Source organism: Bradyrhizobium sp. SOJA106 (genome assembly GCF_059448745.1).
The window spans coordinates 5,843,548-5,857,692 of sequence record NZ_CM182549.1; the positions used below are offsets into that span (position 1 = coordinate 5,843,548).

General features: G+C 64.6%; 12 protein-coding genes. 3 read left to right on the forward strand and 9 right to left on the reverse strand.

Features of this window, described 5'->3' with window-relative positions; translation table 11 throughout:
* Positions 1–18 precede the first annotated feature (18 nt).
* The 5 genes from AC5V87_RS27530 to AC5V87_RS27550 form a co-directional block, all read right to left on the reverse strand.
* Positions 19–735, reverse strand: coding sequence for an ABC transporter ATP-binding protein (locus AC5V87_RS27530; RefSeq protein WP_495368293.1), 717 nt, complete (start codon positions 733–735; stop codon positions 19–21).
* Positions 728–1,483, reverse strand: coding sequence for an ABC transporter ATP-binding protein (locus AC5V87_RS27535; protein WP_495368294.1), 756 nt, complete (start codon positions 1,481–1,483; stop codon positions 728–730). The genes AC5V87_RS27530 and AC5V87_RS27535 overlap by 8 nt, the downstream gene beginning before the upstream one ends.
* On the reverse strand, positions 1,480–2,508 hold the full coding sequence (locus AC5V87_RS27540; protein WP_495368295.1) for a branched-chain amino acid ABC transporter permease: 1,029 nt from the start codon (positions 2,506–2,508) through the stop codon (positions 1,480–1,482). Before AC5V87_RS27540 ends, AC5V87_RS27535 begins: the two co-directional genes overlap by 4 nt.
* Positions 2,509–2,516: 8 nt before the next feature.
* Positions 2,517–3,386: a branched-chain amino acid ABC transporter permease gene (locus AC5V87_RS27545; RefSeq protein ID WP_456837251.1), complete on the reverse strand. Its 870-nt coding sequence runs from the start codon at positions 3,384–3,386 to the stop codon at positions 2,517–2,519.
* A 211-nt stretch (positions 3,387–3,597) separates the two neighbouring features.
* Positions 3,598–4,776, reverse strand: a complete 1,179-nt coding sequence (locus AC5V87_RS27550) for an ABC transporter substrate-binding protein (protein ID WP_456837250.1) — start codon at positions 4,774–4,776, stop codon at positions 3,598–3,600.
* A 526-nt stretch (positions 4,777–5,302) separates the two neighbouring features.
* Here AC5V87_RS27550 and AC5V87_RS27555 point away from each other — a divergent pair.
* Complete coding sequence (locus tag AC5V87_RS27555) at positions 5,303–5,587, forward strand: hypothetical protein (protein ID WP_495368296.1); 285 nt, start codon at positions 5,303–5,305, stop codon at positions 5,585–5,587.
* Positions 5,588–5,685: 98 nt separating this feature from the next.
* Here AC5V87_RS27555 and purU read toward each other — a convergent pair whose 3' ends face one another.
* On the reverse strand, positions 5,686–6,549 hold the full coding sequence (gene purU / locus AC5V87_RS27560) for a formyltetrahydrofolate deformylase (RefSeq protein ID WP_495368297.1): 864 nt from the start codon (positions 6,547–6,549) through the stop codon (positions 5,686–5,688).
* Positions 6,550–6,693: 144 nt separating this feature from the next.
* Here purU and AC5V87_RS27565 point away from each other — a divergent pair, with 144 nt between their 5' ends.
* On the forward strand, positions 6,694–7,533 hold the full coding sequence (locus AC5V87_RS27565; RefSeq protein WP_495368298.1) for a uroporphyrinogen-III synthase: 840 nt from the start codon (positions 6,694–6,696) through the stop codon (positions 7,531–7,533).
* Between the two features lie 12 nt (positions 7,534–7,545).
* Here AC5V87_RS27565 and AC5V87_RS27570 read toward each other — a convergent pair whose 3' ends face one another.
* Both AC5V87_RS27570 and AC5V87_RS27575 read right to left on the reverse strand, forming a co-directional pair.
* Positions 7,546–8,226 carry a peroxiredoxin-like family protein gene (locus AC5V87_RS27570; RefSeq protein ID WP_495368299.1) on the reverse strand — a complete coding sequence of 227 codons (681 nt, stop codon included), beginning with the start codon at positions 8,224–8,226 and terminating at the stop codon, positions 7,546–7,548.
* A 21-nt stretch (positions 8,227–8,247) separates the two neighbouring features.
* Entirely contained in the window at positions 8,248–11,574 is a 3,327-nt protein-coding gene (locus tag AC5V87_RS27575) for an adenylate/guanylate cyclase domain-containing protein (RefSeq protein WP_495368300.1), read from the reverse strand.
* 297 nt (positions 11,575–11,871) lie between these two features.
* Between AC5V87_RS27575 and AC5V87_RS27580 the strand changes: the two genes are divergently transcribed.
* Entirely contained in the window at positions 11,872–13,134 is a 1,263-nt protein-coding gene (locus tag AC5V87_RS27580) for an MFS transporter (protein WP_495368301.1), read from the forward strand.
* A gap of 91 nt (positions 13,135–13,225) precedes the next feature.
* Here AC5V87_RS27580 and AC5V87_RS27585 read toward each other — a convergent pair whose 3' ends face one another.
* Positions 13,226–13,900 carry a Crp/Fnr family transcriptional regulator gene (locus AC5V87_RS27585; RefSeq protein WP_027564916.1) on the reverse strand — a complete coding sequence of 225 codons (675 nt, stop codon included), beginning with the start codon at positions 13,898–13,900 and terminating at the stop codon, positions 13,226–13,228.
* Positions 13,901–14,145 lie beyond the last annotated feature (245 nt).

The window sequence follows — 14,145 nt, forward strand, 5'->3', positions numbered from 1 at the left end:
GGTACTCCCGGGTATTTTCTAGTGGGCCGCCGCCCCTGCGACCCCGAGGTGGCGCTCCAGGACCGAAGGGTCGGCCTTCAGCGCGGCGCTGGGGGCATCGTGGACGATCGTTCCGCGCTCCAATATCACAACGCGGTCGGCGAGCCCCAGAATCTTTTGGGCATTCTGCTCGACGATGATCGAGCAGATGCCGCCGGCCCGGGTGATCGTCCCGATCGCCCTGAGTAGCTCCTCGACGATGATGGGGGCCAGGCCCTCGGTCGGCTCGTCCAGCAGCAGGACTTTCGGGTTGAGGGTCAACGCGCGGCCGATGGCCAGCATCTGCTGCTCGCCGCCGGAGAGCTGGTTGCCAAAGTTGCTGCGCCGCTCCTTCAGCCGCGGGAACATCTCGTAGACCTTCTCGACCGTCCATGGGCCGGGCTGGGCCACCGCGGTCATGTTCTCCTCGACCGTGAGCGAGCGGAAGATGTTGCGCTCCTGCGGCACCCAGCCGATGCCGGCGCGCGCCCGCTGATCGGGCCGCAAGGCCGTGACGTCGGTGCCGGCAAGCCCGACGGTGCCGGAGAAGCGGCGGGTGACGCCGACGATGGAGTTGATCAGCGTGGTCTTGCCGGTGCCGTTGCGTCCCAGAAGCGCCATCACCTGCCCCTCGGCGAGCCGCAGCGACATGTTCGGCAGCACCACCGCCTCGCCATAACCGGCCCGAAGCGAGTCAATTGCGAGCAGGTCAGACATTGACCGCCTCCTCACCGAGATAGACCGCCTTCACTTGCGGATCGCGCGCGACCTGCTCAGGCGGGCCTTCGGTCAGCAGTGCGCCGGAAACCAGCACCGAGATGCGGTCGGCAAAGGAGAAGACGAGGTCCATGTCATGCTCGATCAACAGCACCGTGACCTCGCGCGGCAGGCTACCTACGACCGCAAGAATGTCGTGGCGCTCGCTCTCGGGCACGCCGGCGGCGGGCTCGTCGAGCAACAGCACGCGCGGCTTGGCGGCGATCGCAACCGCGATCTCAAGCAGGCGCTGCTTGCCGTAAGGCAGCGTGACGGTCGCTTCGTTCATGACGTCGAGCAGATGGAAGCGCGTCAGGAGATCGGCGATCTCGTCGTTGACGTCGTTGCGGGTGCCCATCCGCCGCCACCAGTCGCCGCCATGGCCGAGGCGCTCGGACACGGCAAGGCCGATGGTCTCGAGCGGCGTCAGGTCGGGATAGAGCTGGTTGATCTGGAAGGTGCGCGACAGGCCGCGCAGCACGCGCTTGTGCACGGGCAGGTCCGTGATGTCCTGGCCTTCGAGCAGGATGCGGCCCGAGTTCGGCTTCAGCACGCCGGTGAGCTGGTTGATCACCGTGGTCTTGCCGGCCCCGTTCGGCCCGATCAGCGCATGGCGGGCGCCCTGCTCGACCCTGAGCGACAGGTCTCGCGTGACGCGCAGACCGCCGAAGGTCTTTTCGAGGTTCTGGGTCTCGAGCGCGATGGTCATGCGTCGCTCTCCGGCACGGCGACGACGGCCTTGCGCCCGGCCACCTGCTTGATGACGAGGTTCGGCACATACAGCACCCAGCGATGCAGGCGCTGGCGGCCGACCAGCACGATCACGACCAGCACGAGTCCGATCCAGAACTGCCAGTATTGCGGGGTGATGGTGGAGAACACTTCCTGGAGCATGCGGAAGATCACCGCCCCGATCAGGCCGCCATAGAGATAGCCGGTGCCGCCGATGACCAGCACCAGCATGAGATCGGCGGAGCGCTCGAAGGCAAACACGTCGAGCGAGGCGATTGCGGTGGTCTGGGTGAACAGCGCACCGGCGATGCCAGCGTAGAACGCAGCCAACGTGTAGATCGCAATCAGGCGGCGGTTGACGGGGATGCCGATCGCGGCGGCGCGCAACGGATTGTTCTTGATCGCGCGCAGCGAGAGGCCGAACGGGGAATGCACGACCCGGCGGGCGAACAGGAACAACAGGAACAGGACGGCGAGCGAATAGAAGAAGCCGGCCTTGCCGAACATGTCGAACGGGATCTCGCCGAAGATCGGCTGCATCTCGATGCCCTGGAGGCCATCGGTGCCGCCGGTGATGTTGGAGAAGCGCTCGGCGAGCGCCTCCAGCAGCAGCGCGATGCCAAGCGTGACCATCAACCGGGTGAGATCAACGCCGCGGATCACCAGGAAGCTGGTGGCGAAGCCGAGCACCGTCGCGGCAAGACCGGCGACGATCAACGCGAGAACCGGCTCCTTGACGATGCCGTGAAGCGCCAACAGTCCCGCCGCATAGGCGCCGACGCCGAAGAACGCAGCATGGCCGAGCGAGACGATGCCGGCATAGCCGAGGATCAGATCGAGCGACATCGCAAACAGCGCCAGGCGCAGGATGTCGGTCATGATCAGGTAGCGCGTGGGGAACAGGAAGCCGCTGACCAGCACGATGAGCCAGAAGGCGACTTCGCCGTAGTGCCAGCGCGCCTGGCGCTGGGCGTGGTACCCGACGTCGGAGGAAGCGGTCATCGGCGAACTCAACGCGCGGCGGTGCGGCCGAACAGACCGTTCGGGCGCCAGATCAGGATCACGATCATCATGGTGTAGATCACGAACGGCCCCATCTTCGGCACATAGTATTTGCCGGCGACGTCGCCGATGCCAAGCAGGAGCGAGGCCAGGAATGGGCCGGTGATCGAAGACGAGCCGCCGACGGTGACTACGATCAGGAAGTAGATCATGAACTTCAGCGGGAAATACGGGTCGAGCCCGAGGATCTCGGCGCTGAGCGCGCCGCCAAGGCCCGCAAGGCCGCATCCAAACGCGAAGGTGAAGGCGAACACCTGCGGCACGTTGATGCCAAGGCCGCTGGCCGCGCGGGGATCGTCAACCGCGGCGCGCAGGCGGCTGCCGAAGCGGGTCTTGGCCAGCACCATCTGCAGGCCGATGGTGAGCAGGCCACAGATCACGATGATCATCAGGCGGTAGCGGCCGATGCCGACGCCGAGCACGTCGAACTGGCCCTGCAGCGCGGCCGGCAGGTTGATGAAGACGCGCGAGGAACCCTGGATGTAGTCGACGGCTGCGACCGACATGAACGTCAGGCCGATGGTGAAGAGCACCTGGTCGAGATGGCTGCGCGTGTAGAGGTGACGGTACAGCGTGCGCTCGAGCACGATGCCGATCACCGCGGACGAGACGAAGGCAAGCGGCAGCGCGGCGAAGAACGGCCAGCCGTGCTGGTTCACCAGCAGCATGCAGACATAGCCGCCGGCCATGGCGAAGGCGCCATGGGCGAGATTGACGAAGTTCATCAGGCCCAGCGTGACTGCGAGCCCGCAAGCCAGCACGAACAGCAGCATGCCGTAGGCAACGCCATCGAACAGGTTGGTGAGAATTGCGGTCATCGAGCGTCGAAGGTCATCTCAAGTGTGGCCGAGGGCCGTGCTGCGCTCCCTCCCCCGCTTGCGGGGGAGGGTTGGGGAGAGGGTGCCTCAACAACGAAGACTGCCCCAGAGGAGAGAACCCTCACCCGGCGCTTCGCGCCGACCTCTCCCGCAAGCGGGAGAGGTAAGCCGAGCACACGGAGAGCGCCCCGGGATGGCGCGCTTTCGCGCGTCACTTCTTCGTCTTGCCGAGATCCTTGACGGCCTCGAAGGTCGCGAACTCGACGTTGTAGAGCTCGCCGTCGACCTTCTCGACCTTGCGGATGTAGATGTTCTGCACGATGTCGCGGGTCTCGGGATCGATCGAGATCGGGCCGCGCGGGCTTTCCCACTTCTGGCCCTTCATCGCCTCAATCAGCTTGTCGCCGTTGGTGTCGCCATTGGTCTTCTTCAGCGCCTCGTAGATGAGGTGGATGCCGTCATAGCCGCTCACCGCCATGAAGCCCGGACGATTGCCGAACGCCTTCTTGTAGGCCGCGACGAAGTCCTTGTTCATCTGCGAGGGGTGCGCCGCGGAGTAAAGATGCGCCGTGACCGTGCCGAGCACGGCGTCGCCCATGTTGTTGAGCAGGTCGTCGTCGGTGACGTCGCCCGGCCCGATCACCTTGATGCCGGCCTTGTCGAGGCCGCGCTCGGCATATTGCTTCATGAAGTTGCCGCCCTGGCCGGCCGGCACGAACACGAAGATCGCGTCGGGCTTGGCGTCCTTCATGCGCTGCAGGAACGGCGCGAAGTCGGGATTTTGCAGGGGCACCTTAACCTCTTCGACCACCTCGCCGCCGCCCGCGGTGAAATGCTGCTTGAAGAAGTTCAGCGCGTCATTGCCCGGCGCGTAGTCCGAGGTCAGCGTCGCCACCTTCTTGATGCCGTTCTTCACCGCCCAGTCGCCGATGATGGTCGAGGACTGTGCCAGCGTGAAGCTGGTGCGCACGATATAGGGCGAGCGCTCGGTGATGATGGAGGTACCGGCCGCCATCACGACCTCGGGAATCTTGGCCTGCGTCGCCAGCGGCGCGGCGGCGAGCGCTGCCGGCGTCACGCCAAAGCCGGCGATGAAGTTGACCTTGTCGTTGACGATCAGCTCCTGCGCGGCGGTCTTGGTCTTGTCCGGAATCGCCGCATCGTCCTTGACGATGATCTCGACCTTCTTGCCGGCGACGGTGTCGCCCTTCTGCTGCATGTAGAGCTTGATCGCGTTTTCGATCTGCTTGCCGGTCGAGGCCTGGCCGCCGGTCATCGGCAGGATCAGGCCGACCTTGACGGTGTCCTCGGCCTTGGCCGGCGCGAGCGCCGCAAGGCCTGCGATAGCGGCCACCGCTGCAGTGCGCGAAAACATTCTGCGTTCGAACATCAAATGTCCCTCCCCTTCATTCCTGACCTCTTGTACGCCGGACCGAGTGCCCGGTCCTTGCCTCAGTTTAGCTCACGCACGCGCGATAGCGCGCGCCACATGGCGTCTTTCGCGCCCTCATTGTCAATCGGACGTTTGGCGACCCTTCGGCGCAAGCCGAGCGTTCCGATTGCCGAGAGCGAGGAGCGGCGTTCCGGTTACGTAGGGGTAACCTGAACTTCTCGATCGCGCCGCCTCCATTTGGACGATTGTACAAATCAAATGGACCTGTCAACGAAAAAGCCCTTCCGCTGCCCAAGCCAATTTGTCGCGAGGCTGCTGCCGCACTCTAAGAAGAACGCGACCGGCGACGTGGATGGAGGATTTCGTCTAGCTTTTGCAGAATTCGAACACCGGCGAGGTGATGTGCCGGTTAAGATCTGGTAACTAACTACCTATCTCGAATAAGCCTATTTTACCTTGTTGAAGGCTATTCTCCCGACGTCAGCCCGAGCTGACGCCCCATGACACAAGCCGCGCTCCCACAATGCCCAACTCTTTCCGCTCCGTCCTTGCCCTGATTGCGCTCGCCGCAGGGCTATGTGGCTGCGGCACGGTCAACGAGAGACTGTCGGCCGGCATGGGCGACTACATTCCGCAATGGGCCGGCGGCCTGCCGGCCGACGCCCCGCCGCGGCCAGGCACACCTCAATACGACGCCTATATGAAGGAACGCGAACGCAAGCGGCTGATGCCGGCGGCCGATCGCGAGAAGGAAGAGCAGGCGCAGAAGGGCGCGACGGGACCGACGTCGGGCGCCACGTTACGCTGAGGCTCTTCCCGTCATTTCCGGGGCGATGCGTCAGCATCGAACCCGGAATCTCGAGATTCCGGGTTCGCCTCTTCGAGGCGCCCCGGAATGACAGTGCCTCAATCCACGAACACCACGGTCTTGCGACCGTTGAGAATGACGCGATCATCGAGATGATAGCGGATCGCGCGGGCCAGCACCCGGCGTTCGATGTCGCGGCCCTTGCGGACGAGATCTTCCGGCGTGTCGCGATGGCTAATGCGCTCGACGTCCTGATCAATGATCGGACCTTCGTCGAGGTCGCGCGTGACGTAGTGAGCGGTCGCGCCGATCAGTTTGACGCCGCGCTCATGGGCCTGGTGATAGGGCTTTGCGCCCTTGAAGCCGGGCAGGAACGAGTGGTGGATGTTGATGCAGCGCCCGGACAGCTTTGCCGAGAGATCGTCGGACAGGATCTGCATGTAGCGGGCGAGCACGACGAGATCGGTCCCGGTCTTGGCGACGAGATCGAGGATCTGCGCCTCCTGTTCGGGCTTAGTCTCCTTGGTGATCGGCAAATGGTGGAACGGGATGCCGCCGAAATCGAGCCCGGCATAGACTTCGCGTGGGTGGTTGGAGACGATCGCCGCGAGCGTCATCGGCAATTCGCCGGTGCGCCAGCGATAGAGGATGTCGACCAGACAATGATCTGACTTCGACACCAGCAGCATCACCTTGCGATGCGCGGCGCGGTCGCGCATCTGCCACTCCATGCCAAAGCGCTCGGCAATCGCGGCAAAGCCGGTCTGGAGCGCAGACAGTTCCACGGCGAGATCGGCGGCGGTGAACACCACGCGCATGAAGAACTTCTTGGTCTCGACGTCGTCGAACTGCTGGGCGTCGAGAATGTTCTGTCCATTATGGGCCAGGAAGGTCGACACCGCCGAGACGATGCCGGGGCGATCCGGACAGGACAGGGTCAGCACATATTGATGGTCAGGCATGGTTCTTGATGAAGATTTGTGCACGGGCCGCGGAACGCTCCGCGATTTGCGCCCTGCTCTAACACCGACCCTGCCCTTGCGCCAATCCCGACCGCGGAGTCAGGATGAATGGTCCATTGCGATTTGACTGACCGGAGCACGCCCATGGCCGACCGCTTGAACGGCACTCGCATCCTGATCCTGGAAACCCGCGAGGAGGCGCAGTTTTCCAAGCTGCTGGCCGAGCAAGGCGCCGAGGTCGTGCAATGTCCGATGTTCACCATCGAGGACGCGCCGGACCCCGCCCCGGTCGAGGCCTGGATCCGCCGCGCCATCGACAAGCCGTTCGAGGATCTCGTGTTGATGACTGGCGAAGGCCTGCGACGGATCATGAAGCTTGCGCGCGCCCGCGGGCTCGACGAGGCGTTCGTGGCGGCGCTCGCCAAATCGCGAAAATTCACCCGTGGGCCCAAGCCCGTCAAGGCGCTGCGCGAGGTTGGACTTGAGGCGCAGCAGACCACGGAGAAGCCGACCACCGAGGGCGTGATCGAGATGCTGGGCAAGCTCGACCTGAAAGGTCACCGCCTCGGCCTCCAGCTCTATCCGGAGAAAGACCACAGCGCATTGACCGGCGCGCTCGCCGCGCAAGGCGCCGAGGTCGACACCGTGCTTCCTTACGTCTACGATTCCAAGGCTGCGGATGCCAACATCATCGCCGCCATCGATGACATGGCGCAGGGACGAATCGATTCCATCGCACTGACCAATCTCGGCCAGGTCCGCCGTCTGGTCGAGGCCGCGAAGGCCCATGGCAGCGAGGCGAAGCTGCGCGCCGGTCTCGAGCGCACGCTGATCGCCTCAGTGGGACCGGCAGTCTCCGGCGAACTCGCCGCGCACGGCCTGCGCACCGACATCTCGCCTCCGGAGGACGCATATTTCATGCGCCCGCTGATCTCGGCGATGGCGGCAGCGCTCGCCGAGAAACGCGCGAAGGTGGCGAGTTAATCGCCGAGATGCCTAACCTGCCACCTGGGAGGCGGCCGACATCAACTCCTGCGGGCTCGGCGCTGCGAACATGCGCTGGCCGCTGTCGGGGACCTCGGTGAACGTCCAGCGCACGATCCCTTCCCGGTCGAGCAGGAACTGGCCGAATAGCTGGCCCTGGCCCGTTGCCGCCATGCGCTGATCGGCCTCCGTCATCTCGTAACCGTCCTTGTTGTTAAGGTACTCAGCCGCCGCCGGCCGGTTCATCGGGCTCGGCAGTTCGCCGGGCATATCCACTTGCATACTCATGACCGCGTGCATGCTCACCTTGCGCGGCCACTCGGTCTCGTTCTCCGTGAATTCGAGATTTGGCAGGCCGAACGCGCGGTGCGAGACCCGATCGGGGTCGGATGCGGCGAGCAGATTGGGCAATGGATGATAGCGGAAATACAGCCGCGCCCGGTCGATCGGCGTGTTGACGACCGTGAGACTTTCGATGCCCTTCCCGCGCAGGGCGCCGTCAAGCTGCGCCTGCGCCGCAATATGGCGTCGGCAGAAAGGGCAGTGCAGGCCGCGAAACAGGCCCACCAATATCGGACTATGCCCGCGATAATCCTCGAGCGCGATCTTTCCTTCGCGTGTGATGGCATCCAGGACGATGTTCGGTGCGCGATCGCCCGGCTGAAGTGTTCCATCGACATGACGGTCTGACATGGTTGAACTCCCTCCCATTGGCTAGTCAAGAAACGGCAGTACGATCAGCCCTGCGGGATCGAGCCCGTGCCGGACGCAGACGTCATGGGCCAGCGCGAAATACCGCTCGGCCTCAGGCATGTCGCCCCGATCAAGGCTCAGTGTCGCAAGACCATCATAGCACGGAAACAGCTGCTGCGGCTCGCCGGTCTCGCTCGCCACCTCGATGGCCTCATTGTAGCAGCGTGCGGCCATGTCGGGGCGCAAGTGGCACTGATGGATCTGTCCCAGCACGATCAAGGGCACCGGGAGGTGCTCGCGCTGATCGAGCGCGCGGTCGATCTCGACCGCCTTTTCGGCAGCCGGCACCCCCTCCTCGGTGCATCTGTCCGTGAAGGTGCAGCAGGCGACGGCAAGGTTGGCAAGAAGGCGCGCCTGGAAGCCGAGATCGCCGATACGATGCGCGACATCAAGGCCGCGCCGGCAGACTTCCATGGCTCGCGCGGGATCGACGATGGTGTAGAGCACGCCAAGATTCGTGTAGCCGCGACACGCCACGTTGAGGAGGCCAGCGGCCTCGGCTGCCGCGACACTTTGCTCCACCTCCTTCACTGCCTCCTGGTGTCGCCCAAGCCGCGCCAGCGCAACCGCCTTGGTGTTGAGCGCCTCCGCAATGGCGCGCGCCGCCTCGACCCCCGCTTGCTCGCCAGCATCGGCCGGTACCGACCGGGCGTAGCCGATCGCGTCGTCTGCCCATCGCGCGGCAGCGACGTGATCGCCCACGCGGAACGCAAGACGGCCACGCTCTTGCTGGAGATGAGCCCACTCCAAGAGGTGTGCCCATGCGATTGGCGCCTCGGTCCCACCAAGCCGTTCAGCCGCCTCGGCATAATGCGTCTCTGCCCTGATGCGCTTGCCGGCGTCCCACAGCAATCGGCCGAGCTTGCGAAGAATGCGCGCTTCGCCGATGCGGTCCTCCGCCGTGCGGTGCCCTTCCAGCGCACTCTGGTAATGCTCCTCGGCGATGCTGCGACGGCCAGCTACGCAACAGAGGTCCGCGACGCGCTCGTAGAGGATCAGGCGCTCCGGCTCCCGTTCGCCGGAGCTCGAGAGCACGGAGAGCGATTGCTGATAGAAACGAAGGGCATCGTCGTTGGCATAGCTCGCGCGTGCGCGATCGCCGGCAGCACGCAAATAGCGCGCGCCTTTCGACTTGCTCGCGCTCAGACTGAAGTGATGTCCGAGCAATGTGAGATCTTCGAGTCGCTCGGGCTCTTTGCCATAGAGCCGCTCCAGCGCGGCACCAATCCGTCCGTGCAGATCGACCCGACGCTGCACAAGCAGGTTTTGATAGATCACGTCCTGAAACATGGTCTGCGTGAAGCGATAGGTCCGCAGCGACATCGCGTTCGAGCCCGCGACCTCCTCGATGAGTTCGGCGTCGCATAGAAGTTCGAGCCCCGCTTCGACCCTTGCCGGGTCGGTTGCTGCCGCACCGAGAACAGCCGCTTCAAAACGGGGACCGATCACCGCGGCCTCCTGGGCCAAGTGGCGCACTTGCTGCGGCAACCTGTCGAGGCGTGCCAGCAACAACGCCTGGATGCTCGCTGGGATATCGGCGGCGGCTTCGTCCGACCTGATCCGCCACTGCGCACCGTCGCGCTGCAGCGCGCCGGCTTCGATGAGGCCGCGGATGATCTCCTCGAGGAAAAGCGGATTGCCGCCCGCGCGCTCGAGGATTCGGGTGAACAAATGTCCCGGCGGTTCACGCCATCCATGACCGAAATACGCGGCGAGCAACCTTCGTCCGTCAGCATCGCCCAGCGGAGGGAGCCGAATGGTCGTGTGACTGATCCTGCTCGAACCGAACGGGTCCAGCTCCAGCACTGGCCGGTGCGTAAACAGCAGCATCAGCCGCGTCCGCTCCAGCCGGTCCATCAGGAACCGCAACGCCTCAAGCGACACCGCGTCCGCCCAATGCAGATCCTCGACGATGATCAGCAGCGGCGACAAGACGAGACGGCGCTCGAAAACGGTACGGATCGCGAAAAAGATCTGCCGGCGGAGCTGTTCTGGTTCGACGTGCCTGAGCACGGCGTTGGCATCGCCAAGGCCAAGAACGTGCAAGTAAAAAGGCATCAGGCGACCGACCTCCTCGGCCGCGAGACCAAGCTCCGACAGCGCCTCCGCAACCTTCGTCTCTGCCTCTGCGGCACCGGCCTTCTGTGCGATGCCATAGGCGCTACGCAGCACCGCGGCGAGTGCTCCATAGGACTGCTCGCCGAGCGGCGAGCAGACCGCCCGCCGGATCGCCACGCCTGCGAAGCGATCCTCATCGCGGATGCGGGCGGCGAATTCGTTGACCAGCCGCGTCTTCCCAATGCCGGCTTCGCCAACCAGCCGCACCAGCTGAGCTGCGCCGCCGCACGCGCGATCAAGACTGCCGATCACGCGCGCAAGCTCCGCATCGCGCCCGATCAGCGGAGCATCGAGGCCCAGCATGTCGAGGCCGCGTGCCGCGCGGGGGGTCTCGAGCGGTCCCTTCAGACGGTGGACCAGAACGCTGCCCATCTTGCCCTTGAGCGAGACCTCGCCGAGCGAGTCATAGGAGAACGCATGCCGCGTCAGACGGTGAGTCAACGGCCCGACCAGCACCTCATCCGGAGACGCCATCGATTGTAATCGCTGCGCGGTATTCACGGTATCGCCGGTCACCGAATAGGATTTGGCAACGCCGACGCCTAGCCCGCCCGCGACGACGTGCCCGGTGTTGATGCCGACATGGAGCAGCAGCGGCGAACCGGCATAGGCCATCGCGCGCTCGCTAAGGCGCGCCGTCCGGCTGATCATGTCGAGAGCAGCGCGGACCGCCCGCTCGGGGTCGTCCTCGTGCGCAGCCGGCGCCCCAAACAGCGCCAGCAGCGCATCGCCGATGAACTTGTCCACGAAGCCGCCAAAGCGCTGCACCGCGGCCGTCAGCTCCTCGAACAACTGGTTCTGAAGCGTCTGCATGACCTCGGGGTCGAGCCGCTCGCTCATCGCAGTGAAGCCGCTGAGGTCGGCAAACAGCACGGTGATGGTGCGGCGGTTTGCTTCGGTGTCGATCTTGTCGGGCTGCGGTCCAAATGCCTGCTGAGCCGGCTGCGGCAGCGGAGGTGAGGCCGATCGGGTCGCCGGACTCGTCTGCGCCGATGCCTGCCCACCGTTGTTCGTCGCCCCGCTGACGAGGGCGCCGCATTTCGGGCAGTAGACGAAATCCGGTGCACACAGGAAGCCACAGCCCGGGCACGCGTTCGGCTGCTTCGTGCCGCACTTCGGGCAGAAAGCAAAGCCGCTCTGAACCTCGAAACCGCAACCGGAGCAGTTCATGGGCTCAAGACCTCGCGGAAGCCGCGATGGCGCGATCTGTTGACGCTAGCAAATGGGCCTCAGAATGCGGACGAGAATGGGCTTTGTGCGCCAGAAGAGCAAGCGGTGGCTCGTCTGCCTCTTCGTATCGGCTGGGCAACGAGGCAATGCTGCAGGCGCACAGACGCACCGTAGATCATCGGCAAGCATGGCGGCATGCGGTAGCACCAATTGACAGACGCTTCGCCGGGGCTACCCTGCCGAACAGAAGAACAAATAATAAGGACCGGGAATCACCGTGAAGCCCGTCATCCCATCTTGAGCACATCCGCACGACCTTCCGCGTTCGCGCCATTTCGCATCCGCAACTATCGCTTCCAGTGGCCATCCGACCTGCTCACCTCCTGGGCGTTCGAGGTCGAGACGCTGGTGCTCGGCTGGTACATCATGGTCGAGACCGGCTCGGTGTTGCTGCTGACCGTGCTTGCCTCGCTCCAGTTCGTCGGGACCCTGGTCGCGCCGGTGTTCGGCATGATCGGCGACCGCATCGGTCATCGCGATCTCCTGGTCGTGATGCGTCTTGCCTACACCGTGCTTTCGTCGACCATCATGGTTCTGGCGCTGACCGATCATCTGTCGCCGCTGAGCGTCATGATCATCGTCGCGATCATGGGCCTGATCCGCCCCTCCGATCTCGGCGTGCGCGGCGCGCTGCTCGCCGACATCATGCCGGCCGAGCACCTCGTGGGCGCCATCAGCGTGGCACGCACGACCCAGGACAGCGCTCGCATCGCCGGGGCTTTGACGGGCGCCGGTCTGTTCGCCCTCCTCGGCATCGGCCTCGTCTATGTCGCTATCGCCTGCCTCTACTTCGCAGCCGCGCTTCTTATGCTCTGCCTGACCCGGCCCAAAAGGGTCGTCACCTCGAGCGATCTTCCGGCGAACAGCCACGCGATGTCGCGATTGCTAAGCGATCTGAAGGAAGGGATCGTCTACGCCTGGAGTGGTCCGGGCATGCGAGCGGCGCTGTGCGTCGCCTTCCTGGCCAATCTCACCGCGTTTCCCTTTACCGGCGGTCTGTTGCCCTACATCGCGCGGGAGATCTTTCACACCGACCAGACCGGCCTCGGCTATCTCTCGGCGAGCTTTGCCGTCGGCTCGCTGATCGGCTCGATCACGCTCAGCCTTGTCAGCGGACTGCGCATCGCCCGGCTGCTGATCGGCGCGACGCTGGCCTGGTACGCCATGCTGCTCGTGTTCGTCGAGATCAGGACCATGCCGGTAGCGATGGCCTGCCTCGTGCTCGCGGGCATCGCCCAGAGCATGTCGATGATCTCGGCGGCCGTGATCCTGATGCGCACCGCGAGCGCGCATCTGCGCGGCCGCGTGATGGGCGTGCGCATGATGGTGATCTACGGCCTGCCGATCGGTTTGCTCGCGGCCGGCAGCCTGATCGACGTCATCGGCTATTCCGCGACCGGGTCGCTCTACGCCGCCGCGGGGTTTGTCGCGATGCTGGCGATCGCGATCCGCTGGCGCGCCGACCTCTGGCCGGTGCACGCACCCGCCAACGTGCGCTAGAGCCCGTTTCGATGGTTCGGAACCGGGCTCTAGATTTTGTTTTACGCGTCTTCTTGACGCGAACCGGAAATCCGCTTCGCTCGAAAACTCTCTAATCCCCGTAACCGCGCAGCCGCTCGATATCCAGAATCGTCACCCCGCCATATTCCAGCCGCAGCAGGCCCTCCTTCTCCAGCCGGTTCAGCGCGCGGTTGGCGTTCTGGCGGGACATGCCGGAGAGCGCGCCGATCTCTTCCTGGGTGATCTCCAGATGCCGGGTCGATTCCGGATAAAGGATCGGGTTGAACAGCGACGCGATGCTGCGAGCAAGACGGGCGGTGGCGTCCAGCGTGCGGTTGACCTCGAGCATGCCGATGAACTGGCCGAGCCGCTCGTTGAGCTGGCGTACCAGGAAGCGGTTGAAGCCGACGCTGTTCTCGAACAGCCACATGAAGGCGCTGCGCTCCATCAGCGCGACGCGGCTATTGCGCAGCGCGACCACGTCGTAGCGGCGCGGTTCGTTCTTGAGCACGCTGCCCTCGCCGAACCAGGCCCCCGCGGTCAGCCCGGCAAGGCTCGTCTCCTTGCCGTCGCGCGAGACCCCGCCCATGCGGGCGAGGCCGCTGACCATGCCGGCCCAATAGGCAAACGTGTCGCCGCGCATGAACACGGTCTCGCCGGTGCCGTAGGACCGCTCCGTGATCCCGGCGCGGGCGACCTCGATCTCCGCTGGCGTGAGCTCGCGGGACCAGGCGGCGACGCGCTTCAGATGATCCTCTGAAATCATGATCGAGAGGCCAGCCGCACCGTGTCGTCACTCCGCCCTTCTGTTGCAATGCAACATGATTTGATTCCGCCGCCATCCGACGAAAGATGGAGGCCGCCTCGGTCCGAAAAACTTTGTCGCAGAATTGTCAGGCCGGAGACATTTCAAAATAGCGCTTTCCCCTATTGAGAACCACCTTGAGCGATGCGGCTTTTGATCCCGTACGGGACCAGAGTGGTGCGGCTCCGGTCGGGACCAATCGCTGC

What these genes read in the sequence shown, in the direction of transcription:
- AC5V87_RS27535 (WP_495368294.1), bottom strand. Translation starts at nt 1,483, where the DNA reads ATGACCATCGCGCTCGAGACCCAGAACCTCGAAAAGACCTTCGGCGGT.
- AC5V87_RS27585 (WP_027564916.1), bottom strand. Translation starts at nt 13,900, where the DNA reads ATGATTTCAGAGGATCATCTGAAGCGCGTCGCCGCCTGGTCCCGCGAG.
- AC5V87_RS27530 (WP_495368293.1), bottom strand. Translation starts at nt 735, where the DNA reads ATGTCTGACCTGCTCGCAATTGACTCGCTTCGGGCCGGTTATGGCGAG.
- AC5V87_RS27575 (WP_495368300.1), bottom strand. Translation starts at nt 11,574, where the DNA reads ATGAACTGCTCCGGTTGCGGTTTCGAGGTTCAGAGCGGCTTTGCTTTC.
- AC5V87_RS27545 (WP_456837251.1), bottom strand. Translation starts at nt 3,386, where the DNA reads ATGACCGCAATTCTCACCAACCTGTTCGATGGCGTTGCCTACGGCATG.
- AC5V87_RS27540 (WP_495368295.1), bottom strand. Translation starts at nt 2,508, where the DNA reads ATGACCGCTTCCTCCGACGTCGGGTACCACGCCCAGCGCCAGGCGCGC.
- purU (WP_495368297.1), bottom strand. Translation starts at nt 6,549, where the DNA reads ATGCCTGACCATCAATATGTGCTGACCCTGTCCTGTCCGGATCGCCCC.
- AC5V87_RS27570 (WP_495368299.1), bottom strand. Translation starts at nt 8,226, where the DNA reads ATGTCAGACCGTCATGTCGATGGAACACTTCAGCCGGGCGATCGCGCA.
- AC5V87_RS27550 (WP_456837250.1), bottom strand. Translation starts at nt 4,776, where the DNA reads ATGTTCGAACGCAGAATGTTTTCGCGCACTGCAGCGGTGGCCGCTATC.
- AC5V87_RS27555 (WP_495368296.1), top strand. Translation starts at nt 5,303, where the DNA reads ATGCCCAACTCTTTCCGCTCCGTCCTTGCCCTGATTGCGCTCGCCGCA.
- AC5V87_RS27565 (WP_495368298.1), top strand. Translation starts at nt 6,694, where the DNA reads ATGGCCGACCGCTTGAACGGCACTCGCATCCTGATCCTGGAAACCCGC.